The sequence below is a fragment of the uncultured Roseobacter sp. genome, assembly GCF_947501835.1.
GTDB lineage: Bacteria > Pseudomonadota > Alphaproteobacteria > Rhodobacterales > Rhodobacteraceae > Roseobacter.
The window spans coordinates 194840-221017 of the sequence record NZ_CANMXR010000008.1 but is presented as its reverse complement, the minus strand read 5'-3'; the positions used below and the strand labels follow the sequence as shown (position 1 = coordinate 221017).

At 59.3% G+C, this 26178-nt stretch carries 26 protein-coding genes; 12 read left to right on the top strand and 14 right to left on the bottom strand.

The window, feature by feature from the left end; genetic code table 11:
• Window positions 1-69 precede the first annotated feature (69 nt).
• Entirely contained in the window at window positions 70-1152 is a 1083-nt protein-coding gene (locus Q1A20_RS17480) for a hypothetical protein (RefSeq protein WP_299917869.1), read from the top strand.
• A gap of 31 nt (window positions 1153-1183) precedes the next feature.
• Here Q1A20_RS17480 and Q1A20_RS17475 read toward each other — a convergent pair whose 3' ends face one another.
• Both Q1A20_RS17475 and Q1A20_RS17470 read right to left on the bottom strand, forming a co-directional pair.
• Window positions 1184-2350, bottom strand: a complete 1167-nt coding sequence (locus Q1A20_RS17475; protein WP_299917867.1) for a DUF3095 domain-containing protein — start codon at window positions 2348-2350, stop codon at window positions 1184-1186.
• Window positions 2351-2497: 147 nt separating this feature from the next.
• Entirely contained in the window at window positions 2498-3403 is a 906-nt protein-coding gene (locus Q1A20_RS17470; RefSeq protein WP_299917865.1) for a LysR family transcriptional regulator, read from the bottom strand.
• 89 nt (window positions 3404-3492) lie between these two features.
• Between Q1A20_RS17470 and metF the strand changes: the two genes are divergently transcribed.
• Entirely contained in the window at window positions 3493-4362 is an 870-nt protein-coding gene (gene metF, locus Q1A20_RS17465; RefSeq protein ID WP_299917863.1) for a methylenetetrahydrofolate reductase [NAD(P)H], read from the top strand.
• A 61-nt stretch (window positions 4363-4423) separates the two neighbouring features.
• On the top strand, window positions 4424-4903 hold the full coding sequence (locus Q1A20_RS17460; protein ID WP_298972387.1) for a PaaI family thioesterase: 480 nt from the start codon (window positions 4424-4426) through the stop codon (window positions 4901-4903).
• Between the two features lie 596 nt (window positions 4904-5499).
• Here Q1A20_RS17460 and Q1A20_RS17455 read toward each other — a convergent pair.
• From Q1A20_RS17455 to Q1A20_RS17435, 5 genes are all read right to left on the bottom strand, one after another.
• Window positions 5500-6540: an alpha/beta fold hydrolase gene (locus tag Q1A20_RS17455; protein ID WP_299917861.1), complete on the bottom strand. Its 1041-nt coding sequence runs from the start codon at window positions 6538-6540 to the stop codon at window positions 5500-5502.
• Between the two features lie 83 nt (window positions 6541-6623).
• Complete coding sequence (locus Q1A20_RS17450; protein WP_299740406.1) at window positions 6624-7664, bottom strand: DUF2235 domain-containing protein; 1041 nt, start codon at window positions 7662-7664, stop codon at window positions 6624-6626.
• A 16-nt stretch (window positions 7665-7680) separates the two neighbouring features.
• Complete coding sequence (locus tag Q1A20_RS17445) at window positions 7681-9978, bottom strand: xanthine dehydrogenase family protein molybdopterin-binding subunit (protein ID WP_299917858.1); 2298 nt, start codon at window positions 9976-9978, stop codon at window positions 7681-7683.
• Between the two features lie 137 nt (window positions 9979-10115).
• Window positions 10116-10682: a flavodoxin family protein gene (locus tag Q1A20_RS17440; RefSeq protein ID WP_299406061.1), complete on the bottom strand. Its 567-nt coding sequence runs from the start codon at window positions 10680-10682 to the stop codon at window positions 10116-10118.
• On the bottom strand, window positions 10675-10992 hold the full coding sequence (locus Q1A20_RS17435; RefSeq protein ID WP_298972379.1) for a helix-turn-helix transcriptional regulator: 318 nt from the start codon (window positions 10990-10992) through the stop codon (window positions 10675-10677). The genes Q1A20_RS17440 and Q1A20_RS17435 overlap by 8 nt, the downstream gene beginning before the upstream one ends.
• A gap of 126 nt (window positions 10993-11118) precedes the next feature.
• On the opposite strand from Q1A20_RS17435, the gene Q1A20_RS17430 reads away from it, so the two are divergent.
• Together Q1A20_RS17430 and Q1A20_RS17425 are read left to right on the top strand one after the other, a co-directional pair.
• On the top strand, window positions 11119-11997 hold the full coding sequence (locus Q1A20_RS17430) for a phytanoyl-CoA dioxygenase family protein (RefSeq protein ID WP_299406064.1): 879 nt from the start codon (window positions 11119-11121) through the stop codon (window positions 11995-11997).
• Window positions 11994-12647, top strand: coding sequence for an HD domain-containing protein (locus tag Q1A20_RS17425; protein ID WP_299406067.1), 654 nt, complete (start codon window positions 11994-11996; stop codon window positions 12645-12647). The genes Q1A20_RS17430 and Q1A20_RS17425 overlap by 4 nt, the downstream gene beginning before the upstream one ends.
• Window positions 12648-12656: 9 nt before the next feature.
• Here the strand turns inward: Q1A20_RS17425 and Q1A20_RS17420 are convergent, their stop codons facing one another.
• A complete protein-coding gene (locus Q1A20_RS17420; RefSeq protein ID WP_299406069.1) occupies window positions 12657-13274 on the bottom strand; it encodes a VPLPA-CTERM sorting domain-containing protein in 618 nt (205 codons plus the stop codon).
• A gap of 212 nt (window positions 13275-13486) precedes the next feature.
• Here Q1A20_RS17420 and Q1A20_RS17415 point away from each other — a divergent pair, with 212 nt between their 5' ends.
• Both Q1A20_RS17415 and Q1A20_RS17410 read left to right on the top strand, forming a co-directional pair.
• On the top strand, window positions 13487-16570 hold the full coding sequence (locus tag Q1A20_RS17415; RefSeq protein ID WP_299917855.1) for a valine--tRNA ligase: 3084 nt from the start codon (window positions 13487-13489) through the stop codon (window positions 16568-16570).
• A gap of 9 nt (window positions 16571-16579) precedes the next feature.
• A complete protein-coding gene (locus Q1A20_RS17410; RefSeq protein WP_299917853.1) occupies window positions 16580-16909 on the top strand; it encodes a DUF1992 domain-containing protein in 330 nt (109 codons plus the stop codon).
• A 16-nt stretch (window positions 16910-16925) separates the two neighbouring features.
• Here Q1A20_RS17410 and Q1A20_RS17405 read toward each other — a convergent pair whose 3' ends face one another.
• Window positions 16926-17714: a crotonase/enoyl-CoA hydratase family protein gene (locus Q1A20_RS17405; protein ID WP_299917851.1), complete on the bottom strand. Its 789-nt coding sequence runs from the start codon at window positions 17712-17714 to the stop codon at window positions 16926-16928.
• A gap of 111 nt (window positions 17715-17825) precedes the next feature.
• On the opposite strand from Q1A20_RS17405, the gene Q1A20_RS17400 reads away from it, so the two are divergent.
• Window positions 17826-18929 (top strand): pyridoxal phosphate-dependent aminotransferase, encoded by a 1104-nt coding sequence (locus Q1A20_RS17400; protein WP_299917849.1) that lies wholly within the window; start codon window positions 17826-17828, stop codon window positions 18927-18929.
• Between the two features lie 56 nt (window positions 18930-18985).
• Window positions 18986-19201: a hypothetical protein gene (locus tag Q1A20_RS17395; RefSeq protein ID WP_299406080.1), complete on the top strand. Its 216-nt coding sequence runs from the start codon at window positions 18986-18988 to the stop codon at window positions 19199-19201.
• Here Q1A20_RS17395 and Q1A20_RS17390 read toward each other — a convergent pair.
• Together Q1A20_RS17390 and Q1A20_RS17385 are read right to left on the bottom strand one after the other, a co-directional pair.
• Window positions 19198-20406, bottom strand: a complete 1209-nt coding sequence (locus tag Q1A20_RS17390) for an aminotransferase class V-fold PLP-dependent enzyme (protein ID WP_299917847.1) — start codon at window positions 20404-20406, stop codon at window positions 19198-19200. The two genes, Q1A20_RS17395 and Q1A20_RS17390, sit on opposite strands and share 4 nt — an antisense overlap.
• A gap of 131 nt (window positions 20407-20537) precedes the next feature.
• The gene (locus Q1A20_RS17385; protein ID WP_299406085.1) at window positions 20538-21212 is read right to left on the bottom strand and encodes a TIGR04283 family arsenosugar biosynthesis glycosyltransferase; all 675 of its coding nucleotides are present in this window, start codon (window positions 21210-21212) and stop codon (window positions 20538-20540) included.
• 68 nt (window positions 21213-21280) lie between these two features.
• Here Q1A20_RS17385 and Q1A20_RS17380 point away from each other — a divergent pair, with 68 nt between their 5' ends.
• On the top strand, window positions 21281-22021 hold the full coding sequence (locus tag Q1A20_RS17380) for a folate-binding protein (protein ID WP_299406087.1): 741 nt from the start codon (window positions 21281-21283) through the stop codon (window positions 22019-22021).
• Window positions 22022-22074: 53 nt separating this feature from the next.
• On the opposite strand, the gene efp is transcribed toward Q1A20_RS17380, so the two are convergent.
• Entirely contained in the window at window positions 22075-22638 is a 564-nt protein-coding gene (efp, locus tag Q1A20_RS17375; protein WP_299406089.1) for an elongation factor P, read from the bottom strand.
• 221 nt (window positions 22639-22859) lie between these two features.
• Between efp and Q1A20_RS17370 the strand changes: the two genes are divergently transcribed.
• Window positions 22860-23180, top strand: coding sequence for a DUF6280 family protein (locus Q1A20_RS17370; RefSeq protein WP_114885126.1), 321 nt, complete (start codon window positions 22860-22862; stop codon window positions 23178-23180).
• A gap of 57 nt (window positions 23181-23237) precedes the next feature.
• Here Q1A20_RS17370 and Q1A20_RS17365 read toward each other — a convergent pair whose 3' ends face one another.
• Window positions 23238-23816 carry a cobalamin biosynthesis protein CobQ gene (locus Q1A20_RS17365; protein ID WP_299917844.1) on the bottom strand — a complete coding sequence of 193 codons (579 nt, stop codon included), beginning with the start codon at window positions 23814-23816 and terminating at the stop codon, window positions 23238-23240.
• Between the two features lie 64 nt (window positions 23817-23880).
• On the opposite strand from Q1A20_RS17365, the gene Q1A20_RS17360 reads away from it, so the two are divergent.
• Window positions 23881-25344 carry a cobyric acid synthase gene (locus tag Q1A20_RS17360; RefSeq protein WP_299406094.1) on the top strand — a complete coding sequence of 488 codons (1464 nt, stop codon included), beginning with the start codon at window positions 23881-23883 and terminating at the stop codon, window positions 25342-25344.
• 25 nt (window positions 25345-25369) lie between these two features.
• On the opposite strand, the gene Q1A20_RS17355 is transcribed toward Q1A20_RS17360, so the two are convergent.
• Complete coding sequence (locus tag Q1A20_RS17355; protein ID WP_299917841.1) at window positions 25370-26152, bottom strand: hypothetical protein; 783 nt, start codon at window positions 26150-26152, stop codon at window positions 25370-25372.
• Window positions 26153-26178: the final 26 nt, after the last annotated feature.

Genomic DNA, 26178 nt, shown 5'->3' with positions numbered 1-26178 from the left:
GTCAGGGTAGAATTGTGATAATGTCTGTCATGAAATTTGATGCGGACGCAAAAACCGAGGCTTTCACGGATGCCGGGCAAAAAAACGAGTGAGGAAATAGGGGCGTCGCAGGCGACCAGGGTCTCGCACGCAGCGGAACAGTTGCACTCGGCAGACTGGGAGCAGCGTGTGCTGGCCGCACGGGCAAAGCGCGAAAAAATCCTGGCGGAGAAAAACAAGCAGGCCAAGACGCCCGCCACCGGAGCAAGTGACACGGCAAAAGCCGCGCCAAAACCAAACCCTCTGAACAAAGCATCCGCGCGCGCGGTCCGCGCCGACCTCGCCGCCGTACAGAAACCTGAAACGCCCAAGCGCTCTTCGAAGCCTCCCGTCTTGCGGGCCATTCGACCGCCATCGGAGACAGCACCCAAACAAGATTTTTCAGCCCTGTTCACGAGTGCGGCGAAGCAGGCCAAGCAGGCTTTGAGTCGCAATGCCCTGATCGCCGTGGCATGTTGCGCGGCCCTGGGATTTGGCCTGTCTTTCGGATTTAGCACAGCCATCGGGTTGGACGGTCTTTCCCGCACGGAGGCAGCCAATACCGCACAGAGCGTGATCCAAGAGCAAGCACAGCCCACTACGGCCTCTGACCTTGAAGCTGATGTGTCCGGGGATCAACAAGCCGCGCTCGACGTAAGTTCGTCACCTGATGATGCAGTAAAACCGAAAGAGGCATCCGCACCGATCCTCGCCATCGACCCTGAAAAAAGACCGGTTGAGCGACCTTTCACGCAACCAACAACACTCGACGCATCTTTGCCCAAAATTCATGTCTACGCGCCCGACAGCGTGACAACCGCAGCGCTCGATCAGAACAAATCGCAATTGAACACCGGCGGGTTTCAAATCGCCGATGTTCAGCGCGTCAGGCTGACGATTTCGGCACCCCATGTCCGGTTTTACGATGTGACCGACGCTGCCATTGCATCAACGCTGGCGGATGATCTGCAGATTGAGGCGCGCGATTTCAGTCAGAGCGGGCATGGCGCGCCGGGACGCATCGAAGTCTGGCTTGATGGCACCTCCGACAGAAGAACCAGCCGACGCAGCTCGCAAAATCCCGTGGATGAACTGATCCGCCTCGGCAACCGGTTCATCCGCAGCCTGCAGTGACCCCTGGGCCTGTCGCGGGATGCGCACCCCGTCAAACAGCCTGCTTCTTACGCGCCTTGATCATCGTGGCGGCCTGCGTGTAGCCACCCGACGCGCCATCAATGAAGTGAATGTGATCATCGGTCAGGATTGAGGGCACGATGCAGGTCATCATCGCCTGATCCTGCTCAAAAAGACCGTATTCCACCGCACCTTTCGCCTGGGCATCTGCAAGCAGGGATCTGATCTGCGCGAGCGTAGCTGCGTCACAATCAAGGGTCATTTTCAAACCGTCGTCGTATTTTCGGAAATCCGAATTGCGACCGGTAATGCGCGCGTAGTGCCGCGCGTTGAAGCCGCCGATTGTCCACCCGGTGCGAAAGAGAAACCAGGCGATCAGCGTCTCAAACAGGATCTTGCGCCGGGTCGCGCCCAGCGATCCTGTGCCTTTGCTGGCATGCGCCTCCAGCAGGACGCCGGGGGGCGGCCATTGCGTTTCGGGCCCCTCCACCGGGACCGGATGCCCGCCACGCTCCAGCCCTTTCGCAAGCTGAATGACGTCGCCCGCCACCTTGGTGAATTGCGCGTCATCCACACCGCCAACCGGTTGCAGAACAAGTGAGAGGATCGTGCCGTTTTTGGACGAGGTCGGCGTCCAGCGGCAAGAAAGCCCGGTCAAATCGGGGACTGTCCCGGCAGGCGCAGGGTCAAAGCCGTATACCCCTGATTTCAAGGCGTTTTCTGCCCAGGACACGCCACCCCCATTGAACATTGCGTAATCGGCACCTTCGGACGCCCGGTAGCGTGCAACCCCGATCTGCAATCCCGCCGCCACGATGTCGCGCACTGGCACCAGACCCGCGCGCAGCCCGATCTGGAACTCTTCCTGCGCCCAACATTGTACTGCACGCAGCGCTTTTTCCGCGGCTTCCGCCTGTTCCGGCCAAATCGCGAAGGTGGCGCCATCGCCGCCAAAAACAAATGGGAAGGCTGTCTTGTCAGAGGCATTGATTTGTGCCGAAATCACCGCCGCTCCGACCATATTGACGGTCTTGTACCGCCCGTTGGCTACTTCGACCGTTGAATTGACCACATCGGAAACGCCGATCAACCAGTCATCAGGCAGCGGCGTAAAGCAACCCGCATCACACAGGCTGTCGAAGGCCGAAATCTTGGGAAGATCGGTGTAGAAACTGTCTGTTGCGCCCGCTTTACCCATGCACCCACATTTCCCACACGGGGAGATTTCCGGTACCCTGCAAGCACCTATGGGGGTGATTTACCACAAAACGGTCGCAGGCCAAAGTGTCGCGGATCAGAGACTGGGCCCCTATCCTGCGAGGCCACTTGAACGCGATATGCGATGCTATTGCGCCTGCAGTTTGCGTGCCTCTTCACCCGCAAGATGCAAAAGCTGCTGCATGAACGGTTTTTCCAGGTCGTCGGTCCGCACAGCGGCGTAAAGCCTGCGGGTGATACCATCCTTGGTCAGCGGACGGGTGACATAGTCAGATGAATACTTCACCTCGCGCACCACCCAATCCGGCAAAACCGACACCCCCCGGTTCGACGCCACCAAAAGCAGGATCACCGCTGTAAGTTCCACCTGCCGAATGGCCGCAGGTTCCACTTTTGCCGGGATCAGCAACTGGCTGAAGACATCAAGACGGGTGCGTTCCACCGGATAGGTGATCAGTGTTTCATCCCGAAAATCAGCAGCCTCGACAAAGGGCTTATCCGCAAGCGGGTGGGTACTTGCGGCAACGAAAACCGGTGCATAATCAAAGAGCTCCACGAATTTCACACCCGGCAGATCTTCGGGATCAGAGGAAACCACCAGATCGACCTCTTCCTTGAGCAAAGCTGGCAGCGCGTCAAAGGCCAGCCCGGGCCGGATGTCCACATCAACATCGCCCCAGCTCTTGCGAAACTGCTCAAGTACCGGGAACAGCCACTCGAAACAGGCGTGGCATTCGATGGCGATATGCATCCGCCCGGTGCTGCCTTCACGCAACCCGGTGAATTCTTCCTGCAAGGCCTGAATTTGCGGCAGCACCTGATGCGCCAGCTTCAACAGGCGCAGGCCCGCGGGTGAGAGTTTGAGAGGTTTGGACCGGCGCACAAATAGCTCAACCCCCGCCTGATCTTCCAACCCTTTGATTTGATGGCTTAAAGCGGACTGCGTAATATGCAGCTGATCCGCGGCACGCGCCAGGCCACCCGCCTCGTGAATGGCCTGAATGGTCCGCAGGTGACGAAACTCAATATGCATATTGTCCTCATATTAAAGATGAGAGTTATGAATTTGTCTCACGAAGCCAGATATGGCACAAGGTGTCAAATCATGAGGAACCGCGCCCGATGCCCACGCCATCCGTTTCGTTCGAAGTCTTTCCCCCCCGCTCGATTGATGCCTCGTTCAAGCTTTGGGAGACCGCACAGGCACTGGCGCCGCTGGAGCCACGGTTTTTTTCGGTGACCTATGGCGCAGGCGGCAGCACACGTGATCTGACCCATGATGCGGCCTATACGCTGCACAAATCCTCTGGGCTTCCGGTTGCCGCACATCTGACCTGCGTCGGCGCGTCCAAAACAGAAACGCTCGCGATAGCGCAGCGCTTTGCCAAGGCGGGCGTCACCGATATTGTCGCGCTGCGCGGCGATGCGCCCGAAGATCAGGATAGCTTCACGCCGCACCCTGACGGCTTTGGCAATTCCTGTGAATTGATCGATGCTCTGGCGCAGTCGGGGCAGTTCACGCTGCGCGTCGGGGCCTACCCCGAACAACACCCCGAAGCTGCCAGCCAAAAAGCCAATATCGACTGGCTGAAGGCCAAGATCGACGCAGGTGCGGATGAAGCCATTACGCAGTTCTTCTTTGAGGCGGAGACCTTCCTGCGCTTCCGCGATGACTGCGCCAAGGCGGGTATCACTGCCCCGATCACACCCGGTATCCTGCCCATCATCAATTGGACAAGTGCCCGGAAATTTGCGCTGCGCTGTGGGGCGTCAGTGCCGGCCTGGCTGGATCAGGCTTTCGACACAGCGATCCGCGATGATCGGCATGATCTGCTGTCGACCGCTATCTGTACCGAGCTTTGCTCAACCCTGGTGGACGAAGGTGTTGACGCACTGCATTTCTACACGCTCAACCGGCCTGAGATGACGCGCCAGATCTGCCACGCCCTGGGCGTCACACAGGCCATTACCGGCGTAAGAGACGTTGCGTAACCCTTGAGAGCGAAACGCGAAACTGCATACCTTTGAGGGGACTAATCCCTCGGAGTGCCCCATGCCCATCGCCAAATCACCCGCCGATTTGCTGTCCCAATCCGACATCCTTTCGATGTCTGGCCTGGAGTTCATGCAAGGCATCCTTGAGGGCCGCAACCCGGGCCCGCCCATCGGCGAAACCATGGGATATACGCTGCAAGATGTCAGCGACGGGCGCGCTGTCTTTCGCGGCACGCCAGAATTCAATGTAACCAACCCCATGGGCACCGTGCATGGGGGCTGGTACGGTACGTTGTTGGATTCCGCGATGGCCTGCGCGGTGATGACCCGGGTGCCACGCGGATCGATCTACACAACGCTAGAATTCAAGATCAACATTCTGCGCAACATCCCTCTCGGCACGACCATCGATTGCATTGGCGAAGTTGATCATTCAGGCCGCTCCACAGGTGTCGCACATGGTGAAATCCGCGGGCTTGAAGACGGCAAATTATACGCAACCGGGTCCACCACCTGCATCATCATGAAAATCGCCTAGCGCAAGAGCGGCAAATTTGTACCGATACGGATACAGGGAGTTGAAAAACGCGCGCGCCCCTGCTATCGAGCGCGGAGGGAAACCCTGACACCAGAAAGGTCAGTCATGAAGAATCGTTGGATCCAAATGCTATCTGTAGCGGGCGTTGTAGCCAGCTAGAGCGGTCTGACAGGTTTCCAATCCGAAGGCCGCCTCATGATACGGCCTTTTTTTATTTGTTCCCCCTCATGTGGCGGCTTTCCATCATCCATGGAGAGTAAAAATGCCAAACTTATCAATATACATCCCGTTTAACCGCTCGCGCGGGCTCTTGTTGCGACTGGTGGCGGTCCTGATATCGACCAAGCGTCGGGCTTCAATACCGCGCGGTCGGGCGCAACTACCGGCCCATCTTCGTAAGGACGTGGGGCTCCTGCCCGAGCCGGAGCACCCGCCTCCTATATTACATCGGTTCCCGTTCTAACGGGGCCTGGCCCGGGCATCCCTGCCCGGGTCTTTTCGGGTCATGGTTCTGATTGGCGGGGGATGGCGCGGGCGTTGACGTGCTCCAAATTGCACCGCCGTGATTGGGTTGCGTCCCGCCGGACCCAGTCGGTTCAGCGCGTCTTTTCATCAATCCACTGGGTGACCTGATCCAACACCCCGGGCGCATACGCGCCTGCCCCCGACATCATGAACCGAAACCCGGCCACCGCTGTCCAAGCCGCGGGTGTCTGGAAGTTATAATGCTCCACGCGCAGCAAGCTGTGCGTGGCCTCAGGTATGATCCGAACGTCATGTAAGGCGTTCTCAGCATAGGTCGTGGCCGTTTCCGCCGGATCAACATTCAAATCTTCCGCGCCCATCAAAACCAGTGCAGGCGTGGTCATGGCCAGGACCGGCACCGTCGCGTCCGCGCGGTAATTCCGTTTCACAAACCCGCAGCGGGCCGCGGTCATGTCCTCGCGCCTGGCACAATCGCCGCCGGCTCCGAACAATACATCGTTCTCAGACAGGTTGCGCGCAACCGCTTGCGCGATTTCATCCGGCGCGATGCCCTTCTGTTCCAGGCGTCTGGATGTGTAATAGGCGCCTTGACTGCGCCAGTTGATCGCGGGGCCAATCAGCACAGCATATGCGGCCTCGGTGTCGAGTGTCGCCTGCGGCACAACCCAGCCCGCTTGCGAGAACCCGAGAAACCCCAGCTTGTTTCCGGAAATGCCGGCTGTCTCCCGCAGGTAATCATAGACCGCCACCGCTTCTCGCGTACGATCCGCCATAGAGTGGGTCAGCCAATCCCCGGTGCTCTCCCCCACGCCCGGTTTATCCCAGGAAAACACTCCGATGCCTGCGTCGAGCAGGACGTTGATCAACGGCAGGTAGGTGGCATCAGACCATCGATCTTGGGGGCCATCGCCGTGCACGATCACGACAACGGCCGGGTTCTCCTGATCCGCGGGCAATGCCAATGTGCCCGCCAAACGACCGCCTTGCACAAGAATTTCGTGGTCGGACAAACGTGCAGTCTTTGGCAGTTCAAAGGACCGCATCGCATCCAGACCTTGGACAACCATCGCTGATAAAAGTACCGCGGCAGCTATTGTGCCCCACCATATCGATTTCTTCACGCGCTTGCGGCTTTCATTGTCACGCCCCATCCATCTCGCTTTTCAGAGCGTGCCTGCGATACCGCTCAGGCACGCCATTGGTTCTTGAAGAGAGATGGGGAGAGAAATCGGAATTACACTGTTTTTCCGAAACTTATCCAGCTTTTGGGAGCTGGCTTGGCGGCTTCTCGCAGAGCGACGCTGTCATGGATGCGCTCGGAGGGATCCTGCATGATTTTACGCGCCCGCCGGGTGATGAACCACTTGCCATTGCCCCTGAAGGTACCGAGCATCGGTGCGGTCGCGTCCTGCCGCAGACGACCCGCCCATCCGTCGGGCAGGGGCAGCCCGTTCATCTGCGCCCGTTCCAGCATCCAGACCAGCGGTATGTTGGACAGGTGGCGTGCAGCCTCAAACCCACCCAGCTGCCCACCGACATCGCCATGGGTACCTGCAAACCACACCTGCTCCACCCGGCCCTGGAACCCCTCGGGCGAGCTCCAAAGCACGGGTGCATAGGCAACCCGTGTTTCATCCAGCGCCAAAGCCTGAAACCCGGCTTTGACATTGTGGCTGAGGTGCGTGGTGTGGAACGCGTGTTTCTTTTCGCTCAACCGCCACAGGATCGGCGCGTTAAAGCCAAGCGATTTCACGGTGTCCCACACACCGATCATTTCAATTTCCACATCCGGCAGACAATGCGCCGTGGCAAACTGCCGGGCGCATTCGCTTTCTGGATTGCACTCGTAATGACGGTAGACGTCGCGGATGTTACGCTCGGTCGCGTCTTCGGCGCGCAGCAACCCCATTTGATCAATCACGCCTGCAAGGCTGCGCACAGCATAGGCGCCGCGCGAATATCCCATCAGGAAAATCTTGTCACCCGGCCGATACCGCGATGCCAGATAGCCATAGGCGCGCCGGATTTGCCGGTTGATGCCGCGCCCCAGCATCACATCCATGGCCGAGCGCCAGTTGTTCCATTGCAGCCCCGGCTCATAGTAGATCGAGAGCGGGCTGCCCATTTCGCGGCAGATATGATAGGCGCGCCCGGCATTTGTTTCGCACCCCGGCTCCAGCGACGACATGGTGCCATCAAGGATCACCACGTGAACAACAGGGCCCCGTCTTGGGCCAAAATCACTATCGGGCCGACGCCAGAACCTGCTGCGCAGCCAGCCGAGCCATCTGTTATTCCGCCGCGAGGACCTCACTGTTCAACAGCTCCCAAACTTTATGCGGGGTGAATGGCATATCGGCCTGACGCACCCCCCGCTCCCAAAGCGCATCCTGAACCGCGTTTGCCACAGCGGCCAGTGCGCCCACCGTGCCAGCCTCGCCACAGCCCTTCATCCCCATGATGTTGGCGGTGGAAGGCACCGGCTCCGATGTAAAACTAATAGTGGGCACATCGTCGGCACGCGGCAAGGCGTAGTCCATGAACGATGCCGTGAGCAATTGGCCGTCTTCATCGAAGACCACATGCTCTGTCAGCGCCTGACCTATGCCCTGCGCCACCCCGCCATGCACCTGACCTTCGGCCAGCATCGGATTGATAAGATTTCCAAAATCATCAACGACAGTGTAGCGTTCGACGGTCACGACGCCGGTATCGGGGTCCACCACAACTTCTGAAACATGACACCCGTTTGGAAAGCTGCGGGCAGGCAGGGTGACGCGCGCCTCATGAACCATAAGGTCGTCGCGCCCCTTGGCGCGGGCCATCTCCGCAACCTCCAGCATCGTCGGCGTGAGGTTAGATCCATCCGCGCGAAACCGTTCGTCATCAAAGCTGATCTCGGAAGCGGGCACGTCCATTTCATCCGCCAGAAAAGCGCTAAAGCTCTCAGTCATCTGCGAAACGGTTGCCAGGGTTGCGTTGTTCTGAACCGTCACAGAGCGCGATCCGCCGGTGCCGCCCCCCTGCGCGATGAGGTCGCTGTCCCCTTGTACAACGGTGATTTTATCTGCGGGAATACCGGTTTGATCGGACAGGAAGGTGGCAAACACCGTCTCGTGCCCTTGTCCTGTGGATTGCGTGCCCACGTAGATCGTCACCGTACCATCCTCATTAAACGTCACCTTCGCGCCTTCCGAAGGATCACCCAAAATACTTTCGATATAGTAACACAACCCGACGCCGCGGAGCAGGCCTTTGTTGGCATCAGACTGTTTACGGTGTTCAAATCCTGCAAAATCAGCCTCTTGTAGCGTTCTGCTCAACAGTTTGTCGAAGTCACCAACGTCATAGGTTTCCCCGGTCGAGGTCTTATAGGGAAACTGATCAGCCTTGATAAAGTTCCGTCGGCGCAATTCGGTCGGGTCAACACCCAATTCGCGCGCAGCCCGGTCCATCAGGCGCTCCAGCACATAGATGGCCTCGGGCCGTCCGGCGCCACGGTAGGCATCCACATAGGTGGTGTTGGTATAGAAGCCTTCGACCCGCAGATAGGTGTTCTGCACATCGTAGACGCCCATCAGGACGCGGCTGAAAAGCTGGCTTTGGATAAACTGCCCGAAATGGCTGTTGTAGGCGCCGAGGTTGCAGCGCGTGTGCACCCGGTAGGCCGTGATCTTGTTGGTGTCATCAAAGGCAAGCTCGGCCAGGGACGTCAGGTCCCGGCCCGCGTTGTCGGTGAGCATCGCCTCCGTGCGGTCCGACATCCAGCGCACCGGGTGCCCTGTGACACGTGCAGCATGGGCTGCCAGCGAATACTCGGGGTAGGGAAACCCCTTCATCCCGAACCCGCCGCCAACATCCGGATTGGTGACGCGCACGTTTTCCTTGTCGAGCCCCAGCGCGGTTGCAATGGCGTCTTTGTGCGCCCAGACGCCCTGCCCGCCCAACGACACATGCACCCGCTCACCGTCCCATTCCGCATAACAGCCGCGTGGCTCAAGCGAGCTGACGAGGATACGGTTGTCACCGACCTCCAAGCTGACCGTGCGCGCCGCCGCTTTGAAGGCGGCGTCGGTTGCGGCCTCATCGCCCATGCCCCAGTCGAAACCGCGGTTGTCTGGCACATCGTCATGCACCGGTGCGCCCCCGATGGCGAGATCCATTTTCGCGGGCAGGTCCTCGTATTCCAGCACGATCAGTTCAGCGGCATCACGCGCCTGATCCAGCGTATCAGCCACGATGAACGCGACCGGCTCGCCCACAAACCGCATCTTGCGCTTGGCCAGAAGCGGACGGTCCGGGTTGGCGCCCGGCGACCCGTCGCGATTTTTCACCGTCGCCGCATACATGTTGAGGTTCATCCCAGCCGCTTCGAGATCCTCGACCGTCAGCACAGCATGGACACCGGGCGCACCACGCGCGTCCGAAACATCAAGCTCGGTGATCTCGGCATGGGCAACCGGGGCGCGAAAAACAAACGCCCGCAGCGCATTTTGCGGCGCGATATCGTCCACATAGCGCCCATGGCCGGTCAGAAACCGAAGATCTTCAACCCGTTTGACCGGTTGTGACTTACCAAATTTTTCCATGGGGAGGCTCCTTCAAGCGCTGCGCGATACTGCGGACACTAGCGGTCCTTGGGCGCTTGTCCAGTCGCCGCTATTGTTGTTTCTGAACAAGGGCATCCGATTGCGCAGATGGCGCAATTTGCAGGCCCTGTTGCATGTTATGGCGCGTGCTGGATACCGCGCGCATAGCTTGCTTCGGCGGGGTGCAACTCCGCGCGCCGATCGACAAAGACCGCACACCACTCAGCAAGACGGCGGCCCAACCTGCGGCACATTTCCTGTTCCGCTGCGCTGCGCGGGCTGCCCGCGACCACCGCCCCGTAATGTGGTGCCATTTTGGGCCCGACGTAATCCGTAACGCCAAACACCAGCACCCCGAAGTTCATCAGCAGCGTGGTCAGGGCCTGACAGGTGTGCTCGCCCCCACCGCCCCAGGCGCCGGACGACGAAAAAGCGCAGCCGATCTTGCCATCCAGCGCGCCCCACACATCAAAGCTCAGCTCATCCCACCATTGCTTCATGCGCCAGGAAATTCCGCCAAGATTGGTTGGCGATCCAACGGCGATCCCATCCGCCCAGAGCAGATCAGCCTTGCTGGCCTGCAGGATGCTCAGACATCGCACCTCGACACCCGCGACAGTCTCGGCGCCGACGCGGACAAGCTCCGCCATCTCGGCGGTGTATCCACGGTTGTTGCTCTCATAGAGCACCAGAATGTTAGCCATCCGCCCGCCCCTCCAGCATCGCGATGATGCCTGCCTGCGCCTGCGCAATGCCCTCTTCGTGTCGCGAGAAAAACGTCCAGCGACCATGACGCGCGCGTTTGACCAATCCAACCCGCTCCAACATATGCAGGTATTGCGAGACCGTTGGCTGCGAAAGCTCGGATTTGGCAAATATATAGCTGGCGCAAACACCGGGCAGATCGCGGTGCTCCGGCAGGCAGGGCGGAAAGTGCTTTCTGGGCTCCTTCAGCCAATACAAGAGCTGACGGCGGTGGGCATTGGCCAGGGCAGTATAGGTTTCATCATTCATAAATTGATAATTATCAATATATCTATTAATGTCAATGAACCCTAAGTGCGACCCGGTTTTGGGTCGCAAACAAGACAGCAGCCACAGCATCGATGCGGAATCATCGTTCCCAAAACGGAGGTGATCATGCCAACGCCCCTACCCCTCACCAACGGTCGCCTGAGCGATGCGCAGATAAAATCCTATTGGAAGGATGGGTATCTTTTCCCGATCCGTATCATGCCCGGCGAAGACGCGCAGAAGTTGCGCGCAGAGCTCGAAGAGATCGAAGACCATTGGCAGGATGCGGACCTGCCCTTGCCGCTCAACACCTACAAGCGCGTCAATGCGCATTGCGTCATGCCGATGGCCTACAGGATCGGCGCCGACCCGCGCATTCTGGACGTGGTCGAGGGCATCCTGGGCCCAGACATCATGATCTATGCGGTGGAATTCTTCATCAAGGAACCCAACACACGGCACAAGGTCTCGATGCATCAGGACCTGACCTATTGGGGCCTGGGTGCTGTCGACGGGCTGGTCACCGCGTGGCTGTCGCTTTCCCCGGCCACGCCCGCGTCTGGCTGCATGGATTTTGTCAAAGGATCGCACAAAAACCCGATCCTGCCACATGAAGATACCTTCGCAGAAGACAACCTGCTCAGCCGCGGACAGGAGATCAAAGTAGATGTGGCCGACGCGGATAAGGTTCCCATTGAAATCCATCCTGGCCAGATCTCCCTGCACCACGGGTTGACGATCCATGGCTCCGGCCCCAACACAACGGATGACCGCCGCATCGCAGCCGTGATCCGGTACTGCACGCCGGATGTGAAACAGCTTATCGGTGACATCGACTATGCGATGGTGGCGCGGGGTGAGGATGCGGCTGGCAACTTCACGCATTTCGATCCGCCCTCGACACTTTTTGCCCCCGAGGCGCTGGCGCTCTATGAGGACATGCGGACCGCGCAGGCAAAGGTGATGATGGCCGGCACAAAAGCGAAAAAGGGGCTCTACGCATGACCAATCAGGACCGGAAACACGTAAGTTTCACCGCGATGAAGGACGGCACGGCCGAAGATTACGCATTTCTCACAAACCATGAGATCGCATATACCAAAGGCACTGCCGGGCGGTTGCTAAGAGCGCTGGTCGAGCTTGACGAGAGCCTGTCTGGCTATCAGGTCACGCGGCTCGGCCACTCACTGCAATCGGCCACGCGGGCCTTTCGCGACGGCGCCGACATCGATTGGGTTGTGTCCGCGCTTTTGCATGACATCGGCGACATCTATGCACCCTACAATCACGACGAATACGCAGCGACCATCCTGCGCCCTTTTGTGCGCGAACAATGCAGCTGGTGCGTGCAGACACATGGCGATTTTCAGATGATCTATTACGGCCACCATGTCGGTGCCGACCCCCACAAACGCGACCGGTTTGCAGGACATATCTATTTTGATGACTGTGCAGCATTCTGCGAACGCTGGGATCAGGCCAGCTTTGACCCCGATTATGAAACCCTGCCGCTCGCTCACTTCGCACCCATGGTCGAAGAGGTATTTGCGCGCGCGCCCTATGATCCGGATGTCATCCGCCCCGGTCACCGGGAACCGCTTCACTCAGAAACGAAAAACCCCGGCGCTGATGCACCGAGGCCTGGAAATGTCTAGGGCTTGGGGTCAGACTTTGCGGCGTCGGCGTGCCACAACAATCATGCCAAGGCCGCCCAGCAGCAGCAGGCCGCTTGCAGGAACCGGCACAACCGCCAATTCACCCTCGGTGATCACGCGGACGTAGTCACCCGGAGACGAAGCAAACCAGTCCACCAAGAGACGTGTCCCGATGCCCGGATCAATCCCAACCGAGTCGCCGCTCTCAAGGCCGCGCAGCGCAGGGCTGAGGTAGGTTACTTCTGGATCCCCGAGAAAATCACTCAGCGTCAGCGCGCCCAGCGATGTGATCACGGCAAGGATCGGGCTGTCGAAATCGACGAAGCCTTCCTGGAACCCACGCACGGGGTCAAAGAAAACATAGTGGCTGGAAACTACGGTACCGGCGGAGATGCTGCCGCCCATATCGGTGCTCAGGTCCGAGGTCAGCTTGACGTTCTGCGCCTCGTTGAACGCAAAGAGATTATCCGACTGCTGGTTGTTCTGACCCACGGTCAGACCTGTCGTATCCACGATCTCTTCGAACGACCCTGCGCCGGAGGTTACAAGACCATCAACGACCGCAGCGGAAACGGAATGCGTGGCGGCAACGACCGCAAACACACCTATCGCTAGTAACTTCTTCATTAGACAACTTCCTTCACATCGTAAGTGACAACTGTAACGCGAATCTCATGGATAGTCATATTTCTTAGAAACCATGAGTAACACGAAAAACTTCCTTCTGAGCGAACATTTGCTAGAACCTGCACAGTGAATAGGCAACAAACCGGTCTTTTACTCGCCCCCGACATTGGGTAGAGCACAATCACCTCATAGATTTGATGGATGACGCTCTCATGACGATGGAAAAAAAGTTTGATGCCAATGAGGCAGAAGCGCGCCTATACGCCGCCTGGGAACAGGCGGGCGCCTTCAAAGCCGGTGCGAACGCTACTCGGGAAGACACTTTCTCCATCATGATCCCGCCGCCCAATGTGACGGGATCGCTGCACATGGGGCATGCCTTCAACAATACATTGCAGGATATTCTGGTCCGCTGGCACCGCATGCGCGGGTTCGATACGCTCTGGCAACCGGGCACGGATCATGCGGGCATCGCCACCCAGATGGTCACCGAACGTGAGATGATGCTGAACCAGGAGCCAAATCGCCGCGACATGGGCCGGGAGAAGTTCGTCGAGCGGGTCTGGCAGCAGAAGGTCGCCTCGCGTGGCACGATCATTGGTCAGTTGAAACGTCTGGGCGCGTCTTGCGACTGGTCGCGCGAGGCCTTCACCATGGGCGGCGCGCCGGGTGACCCGGAAGCGGGTCAGGGCCCGAATTTCCACGACGCGGTGATCAAGGTCTTTGTCGATATGTACAACAAGGGTCTCATCTACCGCGGCAAGCGGCTGGTGAACTGGGACCCACATTTCGAGACCGCGATCTCCGACCTTGAGGTCGAGAACATCGAGGTCGACGGACACATGTGGCACTTCAAGTATCCGCTCGCGGGCGGGGCCACCTATGAATACATCGAAAAGGACGAAGACGGGAACGAGACCCTGCGCGAAACGCGCGACTATATCTCCATCGCCACAACACGTCCGGAAACCATGCTGGGGGATGGCGCCGTTGCGGTGCATCCGTCAGATGAACGCTATGCACCAATCATCGGGAAACTCTGCGAAATTCCCGTTGGCCCCAAGGAGCATCGCCGCCTGATCCCGATCATCACCGATGAATACCCGGATCCCGATTTCGGCTCTGGTGCTGTGAAGATCACCGGCGCACATGACTTCAACGACTACGCGGTCGCCAAGCGCGGTGGCATTCCGCTCTACCGCCTGATGGATACGAAGGGAGCGATGCGGGAGGATGGCGCGGCTTATGCCGAAGCGGCGGCGGTGGCCATGGCTGTGGCGCAGGGCACGCGGGAGCTGAGCGAGGCGGCGGCTGATGCGGTGAACCTGGTGCCGGACGATCTGCGCGGGCTCGACCGCTTCGAGGCCCGCAAGCGGGTGGTGCAGCAGATCAGCGAGGAAGGTCTCGCCGTGATGATCCCTGCGATGGTCAAAAACGACGACGGTGAGGAGGTTGAGACAACCGTCCCGCTGGTCGAAGCAAAAAAGATCATGCAGCCCTTCGGCGACCGCTCCAAAGTGGTCATCGAGCCGATGCTCACCGACCAGTGGTTTGTCGAGACCTCGAAAATCGTGCAGCCCGCGATTGACGCGGTGCGCAACGGCGATGTCGCGATCCATCCGGAGCAGGACAAAAAGGTCTATTTCAACTGGCTGGAAAACATCGAGCCCTGGTGCATCTCACGGCAGCTCTGGTGGGGGCATCAGATTCCGGTGTGGTATGGACCGGCAATCGTCCAAAATTTGCAGAAACAGCCTTACGTTGTCGGAACCGACCAAGCAACTTGGTTAGGGTACTTAGACGAACAACCTTTTTGCGCAGCTGACTACCAGACTGCTAAGGCTAAGATGGAAGAAATCTATGGCGATTTGGAGATTCTGGAGGCAGCGGATCAATATGATGCCATCCTGAAGAACGGCGAAGCAAAGCGGGATGCGGACAATAATCCATTACAAGTTTTTGTCTGGCGCGACCCCGACGTCCTCGACACCTGGTTCTCCTCCGGACTCTGGCCCATCGGCACGCTGGGCTGGACAGGCGACGCGGAACAGGACGCGGCCAACGAGGCGCTGCAAAAATACTTCCCGACCTCGATCCTGATCACCGGCTTCGACATCATCTTCTTCTGGGTCGCGCGGATGATGATGATGCAATACGCCGTGGTCGGGCAGAAACCCTTCGACACGGTCTATGTGCACGCGCTGGTGCGCGACGAGAAGGGCAAGAAGATGTCCAAGTCGCTGGGCAACGTGCTCGACCCGCTAGACCTGATCGATGAATACGGTGCGGATGCCGTGCGTTTCACCCTGACGGCGATGGCCGCCATGGGGCGCGATTTGAAACTCAGCACACAACGTGTTGCAGGCTATCGGAATTTCGGCACCAAACTCTGGAATGCCGCCTCTTTTGGTGAGCGTCACGGCGTCACGGATATCCCGCATACCGACATGCCCCCCACCGCAACGCTGGCCCTGAACAAATGGATCATCGGCGAAGTGGCCAAGGTGCGCGAAGAGGTGGACGCCAGCCTCGCCGCCTATCGGTTCAACGATGCCGCCAACGCCCTATACGGGTTTGTCTGGGGCGTCTTTTGCGACTGGTATCTGGAACTCAGCAAGCCGGTGTTCGAAGGTTCGGACGCAGAGGCGGTGCAGGAAACGCGCGCGGTCTATGCTTGGGCGTTGGATCAATGCCTGATCCTGTTGCACCCGATCATGCCTTTCATCACCGAAGAGATCTGGGGGCTCAAACAACGCCCGAGCATGTTGATCCACGCGGATTGGCCGAGCTACACGGCGGCTGACCTGGTGGATGCGGAGGCCGACAGTGAATTGAACTGGACGATTGGCCTGATCAACGCGATCCGGTCCGCGCGCGCGCAGATGCACGTCCCTGCCGGGGCCTATGTGCCGCTGGTTGTCGTCGGGTTCGAAGATCAGGCCCGCGCGGCCTTCACCGCCAACGGAGCCATGATCAAACGCCTCGCACGCGTGGAAAGCATGACCGAAGTGGAGAACTTCCCCAAGGGATCGGTCACCCTGGCGGTTACGGGCGGCAGCTTTGGCCTGCCGCTGGCGGACGTCATTGACGTCGCCGAAGAAAAAGCGCGTTTGCAAAAGACACGCGACAAACTTGCAAAGGAATTGGGCGGCCTCAGAGGGCGGCTCAATAATCCCAAGTTTGCAGCCTCCGCCCCGCCGGAGGTGGTCGAAGAAACGCGCGCCAACCTGGCCCTGCGCGAAGAGGAAGACGGCAAACTCGAAGAGGCGCTCGCACGGTTGGCCGAATTGGGGTAAAATGCCGCCATGCGCAGTTTTCGCTCCCTCATCGAACGGCAGATCGCCAAGGCACAGGCCTCAGGCGCTCTGACCGGGTTGAAAGGCGAAGGCGCGCCGCTGCCCGACCGTCCCGTTGAAACCAGCGACGCGGCCTCGATGTCTGCGGGCATGCGGATCATGGCCGAAGCTGGCGTGGTCCCCGAAGAGTTTGCTCTCAAAAAAGAGCTGGACGCTGCGCGCAAAGCCTATGCCACCTGCCAAAGCGAAGCAGATCGTAAAACGGCGATGGCCAAGCTCGCCGATCTGGAATTGCGCTATGAAATTGCCCGCGAAGCGCGACGCAAGTTCATGTCCTGAACCTGAAAACCAACGGTCAGTCGAAAACCGGCGCGCGCTTGCCGAATTGGGCGGCGACCACCTCCATTTGCTCCGGCTTGCCCAATAGCTCGGCCTGCAACCGCGATTCGGCCAAAAGCACGGCATCGGGCGGTTCCCGTTCGGCGATCCCAACCAGGGCTTTGGCGGCGCGAATGGCTTTGGGGCTTTTACCTGCGATTTCACTGGCCAGCTTTTCCGCCGCCGCCATCGGATCCTCGGCAATTTCCGTGACCAGCCCCCAACGCTCCCCCTGCGCGGCATCTACCGGCGTTGCGGTATAAATCAGCCGGCGCATCACATCGGAGCGCACCAACCGCGGCAACAGGACCATGCCGCCCATGTCCGGGATGATCCCCCATTTCATCTCCATCACCGCCAGTTTGGTATCTGGTGCGGCAATCCGGATGTCGGCCCCCAGCGCAATCTGCAGGCCAGCCCCGTATACTGCCCCCTGCAGCGCCGCGATCACCGGAATATCAAGACGGTGCCAAACAAGGGCCGCTTCCTGCCACTTGTTCGTCGTACCCTCACCATGGGTGCGGGCCATGATCATCGCCTCGATGTCCTGCCCGATCATCGCCCCGAGGCTGCCGATATCGATCCCGGCGCAGAAACTCTCTCCAGCACCCGACAGAATGGCGACCCGTGCCTTTGACGCGGCCACCTGCGCCCCGGCCGCGATCAGATCATCGAACATCTGCTGATCCACCGCATTGCGTTTGTCGGGTCGGTTCAATTGCACACGGGCGATATGATCGGAAATCTCTACGGTGACGTTGGACATCGGGTTCTCCTTCTTTGGTCTGATGTGACCAAAGGAGCGCGTTTTTGACCAGAAGAACGTTGGGGCAATCTGATACTTGCCCAAACCAGCCAAGCCGTTTTATGAGACGCCATGACTCACTATCGCTTGACACCCCTGGCCGACTCCCTTCCCGACACAGTACCCTTTGTAGGGCCGGAAACCCAGGAACGCGCGCGCGCGCAGCTCTTTGACGCCCGATTGGGGGCTAATGAAAACGTCTTTGGCCCCTCGCCCATGGCCACACGCGCGATGGCGGAGACCCAGTTGTGGAAATACGGCGACCCCGAGAGCTATGAGCTGCGCGAGGCGCTAGCGGATTATCACGGCATTCTGCCGGAAATGATCGTCGTGGGCGAAGGCATCGACGGTCTGCTGGGATATCTTGCGCGTCTGATGGTGGCCCCGGGAGATGCGGTGGTAACCTCCGACGGCGCCTACCCCACCTTCAACTACCACGTCGCGGGCTACGGCGGTGTGCTGCACAAAGTGCCCTATGCCGATGATCACGAGGACATCGAGGCGCTTTTTGCCAAGGCCGCGGAAGTGAACGCGAAAATGGTCTATGTGGCCAACCCCGACAACCCGATGGGCACCGCGCATGACGGCACCGATATCGTTGCGGCGATGGAAAAGCTGCCCAAAGGCACCTTGCTGGTGCTGGACGAGGCCTACATCGAATGCGCACCCGAGGGCACCGCATTGCCCCTACCAATGAGCGATTCCCGTGTGATCCGTCTGCGCACTTTTTCAAAGGCGTACGGGCTTGCTGGCGCGCGCGTCGGCTATGCCATGGGCGCCCCGGATCTGATTGCGGCCTTCAACAAGGTGCGCAACCACTTTGGCATGAACCGGGCCGCACAGGCCGGCGCACTTGCGGCCCTGGACGATCAGACCTGGTTGCGCTCCGTGCAGGCGCGCATCACCACCTCGCGCAACAGGATCACAAGCATTGCGCTGAAAAACGGGCTGCGGCCTCTTAAGTCAGCCGCGAATTTTGTCGCCATCGACTGCAGGCACGGTGCTGAATTCGCGCAAAATGTTCTACGGGAGATGGTGGATCGCGGTGTTTTCATCCGGATGCCACTGGTTGCGCCGCAAAACCGATGTATCCGCATCAGCTGCGGCACCCCGGCAGACCTCGATATTCTCGCAGAAGTGCTCCCGGAAGCGCTGCGTTATGTAGAAAAAGGCTGACGCCGGGAACTTCCGGTTTATACTTGCGCGAACCATCCGCAAGCGAGACGCGTGTCATGGAAAACCGGAAAATCGGACGTGCGCCGAATTATACAAGTGCCTGTATCGTCATGTTTGGCGTCAACCTGACCTGGGTGCTGCTGTTTCTCTTTGCGCTTTGGGGGTTGGTCGTCGCCGTCTTTGTCGCGCTGGCGGTCAATCATTGGCTCAACTGGCTGGATTTCAGACGCCGGGCGGAAGCACAAAGATGGGAAAGCCCACCGCGCCGCTAGCCCTGTGCGATCACCGCTGATGCGGCACTTAAGCCCCCCGCACCGTGTGGAATGTCCAGCGCTTTCAAGCCCGCTTCGATACCACCCAGGAGCCCGAGGATCATGTGGCCGTTGACATGCCCCATATGACCCAGACGAAAAAACCCATGCCAGGCGGGATCATTCGCGTCGACCATACCCAAACCGATGCCCAGCGTGAGACCCAGCTCACGTTCTGTCCATTCGCGCAGGGCCGTGGCTTGCGGCGCTGGCAGATGCAAGGAGGTCACAGCATGGCTGCGGTGCGCGGGATCCTGAATGTTCAGCTGTAATGCGTCGCCCGCCGCCCAGGTCTCGCAGGCGGCCCAAATTGCACGGGCGAGCATCGCGTGGCGCGCCCAGATGGCCTCGATGCCCTCCGCATGGATCATGTCAAGCGCTGCGCGCAGGCCGTAGACGTGGTGCGTCGGTGCGGTTCCATTCCAATAGTGGGAAAACTGCTGCGCCTCCGCCCGGGGCGTCCAATCCCAGTAATTGCTGACCCGTGGCATGGCCCGACGCACCGCCGCCGCCTTGTCGTTGAAGAACACAAACCCCATGCCGGGCGGCACCATCAGCCCCTTTTGGGACCCTGTCACCATCACATCAACGCCCCAAGCGTCCATTTCAAAGACATCGCAGCCCAGCGACGCAATGCAATCGGCCATCAGCAAAGCAGGGTGGCCCGCCGCATCCATGGCTGCGCGTACCGCCGCAATATCATTGCGCACGGAACTGGAGGTATCGACGTGCACCGCCAGCACCGCCTTGATCTCATGCGCGCGATCCGCCTTCAGCGTTTCGGCGACGCGCGCCGGATCGACGGTGGCCGACTTGCCGAAATCAAGCACCTGAGCTTCGGCCCCCAGCCCCTCCGCCATGCCGGCCCAGCCATGCCCGAAGAAACCTGTCGCCAGCACCAGAACCTTTTCACCCGGTGCAATCACGTTCGACAAGGCCGCCTCCCAAACGCCATGCCCGTTGGCGATATAGATCGCAACATGCGCCTCGGTCCGCGCCACACGCCGCAAATCCGCCACCAGCGCCGGCATCATGTCGGGCAATTCACCCGCGTATATGTTTGGCGCCGGACGGTGCATCGCGTTCAACACCGCCTCGGGCATCACCGAAGGGCCCGGAATGGCGAGGTAGCTGCGTCCTGCGGGCGTTTTCGGAGAATGGGGCATAGAGGCTGTCCTTTTGATATGGCGCAACACTAGCCTGCTTTACGGTGCGGTCAATCGCAGCGTTCCGACACCACGGAGGTGAAAGCCGGGAACCGACGTCTGAGGAAATGAAGGCTAATAGATCTGAGAGATCAGCGGCGATAGCTTTCGGCCAGGTGCTGCGGGGATGCCCCGGCAAAATAACGTAAAAGGGTCCATAGGTTGCGTGCGCCACGCCGCACCCATCCCTGACTGCGATAGCGGGCCGCACATGTCTCCGCCACACCATCAATGGGTGCCAAACGCCCCTTGAGCGCGCGGGCGATTGCCACATCTTCCATCAGGGGCTGGTCCGGATATCCACCCACATCCGCATAAAGCGCGCGCGGGATCAACAGCCCCTGATCCCCGTAGGGCAACCCAAAGCGACTGCGCAGATTAGCCCAGGCCGCCACCAGAGCGCCCGCGCACCCACCCTTGGCAAAGGCCAAACGGAACCAACCGGCATTATGCGTGTCCAAATGCAGGATCGCGGGGCCAACCCATCCCGGGCGCAAAACCGTATCCGCATGCAATACCAGTAGCCACGCGCCCTTGGCCTTTGCGCACCCGCGGGATAATTGCCCGCCGCGCGACGGCGCACCTGTCACGACCTCTGCGCCCCAGGCCTTGGCAATCGCCACGGTTGCGTCTTCGGACGCGCCATCTGACACAATCAACTCGCGGATCAAACCGGCTTCGACCCCCGGCATCAGCGCGGTCAGACAGTCGCCGAGATGCGCCTCGGCGTTGAGTGTTGGAATGATCACCGATATCGGTGCACGCATAGGTTATGCCTCTTCTTCTTCGCGGCGAAACTTCTATATGTCATGTAAGGCCAAAAGAGGACCCCCCCATGACCAAACGTCGCATTTTGCACCTGTCGGGCTCAGATGTTCGCGAATTCCTGCAAGGGCTTATCACCAATGACATCAATCGCATCGATGACGGCCTCGTCTACGCGGCGATTCTGACACCGCAGGGGAAATACATTGCCGACTTTTTCCTGGCGCCCGCGCCAGATGGCATCCTGCTGGATATGGATGACAGCCTGGGCGATGCAGTGACCCAGCGTCTGAACATGTACAAACTGCGTGCCGATGTGACGATTACCCAGGCTGACCTGCACCTGCACCGTGGGTTGGGGTCGACACCGGAAGATGGATTTGCCGATCCGCGCCATGATGCCTTGGGATGGCGGGCCTACCGCACAATCGCGCAGACCGATGACACGACGGATTGGACAGCACTCAGGGTCGCGCATCTGATCCCCGAAACCGGGGTTGAGCTGACACCCGATACCTTCATTCTAGAAGTGGGGTTTGAGCGGCTGTCCGGGGTCGATTTCCGCAAGGGATGTTATGTCGGTCAGGAGGTGACCGCCCGCATGAAGCACAAAACCGAATTGCGCAAAGGTCTGGCAAAGGTCTCGATTTCCGGCGAGGCCGAAACCGGGAGCGATATCCTCTCCGCGGGCAAGGTCGCGGGCACCCTGCTCAGCCATACCAAAGACAGCGGCATCGCCTATTTGCGGTTTGACCGCGCAAAGGGAGAGATGCAGGCCGGGGATGCCACGGTCACACGCGCCGATCTATGAAAAAGCCCCGCCGGTTGGTACCGCGGAGCTTGCCTCATCTCAGGTTTTCGCGCTCAGGCGCGTTCTGAGTATTCCATCGTTTCGGTGTTGACGATGATATCCTCGTCCTGTCCGACGAAGGGGGGCACCATAACCTTGACGCCATTGTCCAGAACCGCGGGCTTGAAGGAATTTGCCGCCGTCTGACCCTTCACAACAGGTTCGGTCTCGACGATCTTGCACGTCACTTTTTGCGGCAGGGTCGCGTTCAGCGCTTCGTCTTCATAGAATTCGACCACGATGGTCATGCCGTCCTGCAAAAACGGGCGGCGCTCTCCCAAAAGCTCGGCAGGCAGCTGCACCTGTTCGTAGGTCTGCGTATCCATGACGACCAGCATGCCCGCGTCTTCATAAAGGAACTGCTGGTCTTTCTGCTCCAGACGCACCCGCTCCACCTTATCGGCACTGCGGAACCGTTCATTCAATTTGGAACCATTGCGCAGGTTGCGCAGTTCCACCTGAGCAAACGCACCGCCCTTGCCGGGTTTCACATGATCGACTTTTACAGCTGCCCAAAGGCCACCATTATGCTCCAGTACATTCCCGGGGCGGATCTCGTTTCCGTTAATTTTAGGCATATGACCAGACCATGGCAAAAGGTTGATGAAATGTTGACGCACCCTATATCTGGGAGGATGGGTGGTGACAAGACAACGATATATCGTGCTGCAGCTGCAGAATGCTATGCGCCAAATGCATACATGCCATGCAATTACGGGGTATCCGAATCGCATGAAACGCGCCATAAGGAGCGTCACGCCGGAAAGACAAGAGCAAGAATAATGGAAAGGACGACGAGATGAAAGATTTCGTTGACGGCACAGCCTTCAATAACGAGCAAGGCAATCGTGCACGTAAACTTTTTGCAGCCGTGGTACTGGCTGCATTGGACGACGCCATCGCGGACGACAAGAAATATGGCAATGGTCCAGAACAAATAGCACGCTGGGCGCGGTCGCGCGACGGGCGTGAAGTGTTGAGCTGTGCAGGCATTGACCCCAATGAGCGGGTTGTGTCTGGTTTGATGGACTTCGTGGGCAAAGGGGTACGGACCTCTGTTGCACTGTCGCGCGAAGAATCCGAGCGGCGCAACGCGGCGCAGCAAGCCGAAGCGGCTTAATAAACTCCTGAAATCTATCACAAAAGTGCGCCCGAAGTTGGGCGCGCTTTTGTGTTTTCAGCTGTCCGTGAAAAAGAACATCCACTGGCTGACCACCCAAAGCTCTGCGCCCAGCAAGATCGCGACGATGCCGGTCATTGCCCAACCGAGCCTGCGCCGCCACATCGAGATGGCCGCAACACAGGCGCAAAAAGCCCCCAGAGGGGCAAACCACATCGCACCATGATCCCGGTCCCAGTAGCTGATCGGGCTTTCAAACACCCAATTGGTGAACGGCCAGAAATGGGCACGCCCATCATCGTGGTGCAGTGGAAAGTCGAAACACAGATGCAACAGAGCGGCGCCTGTGAGCGCAATGGCCCAAGGTGTTCGGCGCCAACAGGCGATCCCAAAAAGCAGGCCCCAGATGACAAATGAATTGTCGATCGCAAATATTGTTTGCCAGGTATCGGAGAAATACAGCTCATTGAAGACGATATACGGCGGCTTTCCGACCACATAGAGCGCCGTCCCCGCCAGCAGATAAAGTGACAGATCAGGCAAGAGCGCCCCCGCAAACGCGGCCCAGACAACGCTCTTTTGCCCGTTTCGCCCGAAGAGCGCTGCACCGATCAACAAATGCGCAGGCGTATTCATCTTTGCTCCTTTTCCTCCGCGCGATCATGCGTCACGTTGCGACAAACGGAAAGAGGCTGAGCCCATGACGCGCGCAATTATGATCCAGGGCACGGGCAGCAATGTCGGCAAATCCATGATCGTGGCTGGCCTCGCGCGGGCCTATACGCGGCGCGGCCTGACGGTGCGTCCGTTCAAGCCACAAAACATGTCCAACAACGCCGCCGTGACCGTGGACGGTGGCGAGATTGGGCGGGCGCAGGCCCTGCAAGCGCGCGCAGCAGGTGTCGCCCCCCATACCGACATGAACCCGGTCCTGCTCAAACCACAAACCAACACGGGTGCGCAGATCATCGTGCAGGGTCAGGTCTTTGGCGAACAGGAGGCGCGCGATTTTGGCGCCGCCAAGGACAAGCTGATGCCCTTCGTGCTCGAGAGCTTTGCGCGGCTCGCTGAAGGCTGTGACCTGGTGCTAATTGAGGGCGCGGGCAGCCCGGCGGAGACGAACCTGCGCGCGCGTGATATTGCCAATATGGGCTTTGCACGAGCCACAGATGTCCCGGTTGTCCTGATGGGGGACATCGACCGTGGCGGCGTGATTGCACAGATCGTGGGAACCCAAGCCGTGTTGGATGATGCCGACAAGGATTTGATAAAAGCCTTTGTAATCAACAAATTCAGAGGCGACGTGCGCCTTTTCGATGAGGGGCGTGACGATACTTGCAGGCGCACCGGTTGGCCTTGCCTCGGCGTGATCCCATGGTTTGCGCAGGCCCATAAGTTGCCCGCCGAAGACGTCGCCGATCTGCCTGCGCGCGCCCGCGCAAAGGGTGACGGTCTCAGGATCGTGGTGCCGCACCTGCCGCGCATTTCCAACTTCGATGATCTGGACCCGCTGGCGGCAGAACCGAATGTGGACCTGACAATCATACCTGCGGGCACCCCCCTGCCCGCCGATGCCGATATTGTCCTGTTGATCGGGAGCAAGGCGACGCTGGCCGACCTCGCAGCGCTGCGCCATGAAGGGTGGGACGTCGATATCGCCGCGCACATCAGGCGCGGCGGCCATGTGCTGGGGCTTTGCGGCGGGTATCAGATATTGGGGAATACCATCTCGGATCCCGATGGGTTGGAGGGAACGCCGGGTCTGGCGCAGGGCTTGGGGCATCTGGATGTCGATACCGTTCTGCACCCCCGCAAGACGCTCAGCCTCAGCCAGGGAACACATCTTGCCAGCGGCGCACCTTTGTCAGGATATGAAATTCACATGGGTCACACCACAGGGCCGGATTGTGACCGCGCCTGGCTGGATCTGAACAATGGTCCGCAAGGGGCGGTTTCACCCAACGGTCTGGTTCAGGGATGCTATTTGCACGGGCTATTCAGCTCGGACGCTTTCCGCGCGGCCTGGCTGGCACACTATGATCAGACGGCACAAGTGGCCTACGACCACACGGTCGAAGACACTCTCGACAGCTTGGCGGACCATCTTGAAACGCATCTCGATCTTGATCTGCTTTTAGATCTGGCCGAAACGCCCCGTTTCTGACCTCAAATTGGGTCTAAGCGGGCGACTATTGCAGATCCTGCGCTGCTAACGCGCGGTGGATTTCTCGGCGCACCAATTTGCGCACATTGCGGGTAATCCGCTCCCCCAAGGCGCCCTGAAGCTCAGAACGCACGATCTCGGCCACAAGGTCCCGCAGCGCATCTTCGTCCAGCAGTTGTTCCTCGACCGGCACGTCAGACAGAGGCTTTGCTGCATCGGCGGTTTTGTCACTCTCGCCGGTCTCCGGCGGCAGCGGCGTGCCTTTGGCATCCAAGTCAACGCTATCCTGCCAGGTCATGGTCTTGGATTGCGTGCCCGCATAGGCGTCACGGCCCGCGCCATCGGGCTCCCATTGGTCCGAGGTCTTGGCAATAGCTGTTTCCAGCGCAGCGATCTTGGCTGTCAACTCGTTCACCCCGAACACCTGCGCTGCATCATGTGGTGCCTCATCGCCTTCCGGCGCTTCGAAAGCTTCGTCATTCAGAGACACAAAGGGATCTTTGGTTGTTACATCATCTGTAGCTTCAGTATCCCGCTGAGCGGTCGTTTCATCCTCAGCTGTGGCGTCGTCTACCGGCGGTGTTTCAAGAGTAGAATCGTCTTGCAGGCCATGCTTTGCGTCCACCGCATCCTCGGGGCGTAACCGCAAAACACCAAGGTCCTCAACGCGATGCTGCGGCGACAAAACAAGCCGATCCGTTCGGTCCAAACCCGCTTCTGTACCACCTTGTGCCTTGTTATCGCTCACCAATCGCCGGATGGACGACAGGACATCTTCTACATCAGAATTTGAAACCGGTTTTGACATCTTCACACCACTCTTGCCCGCAACAA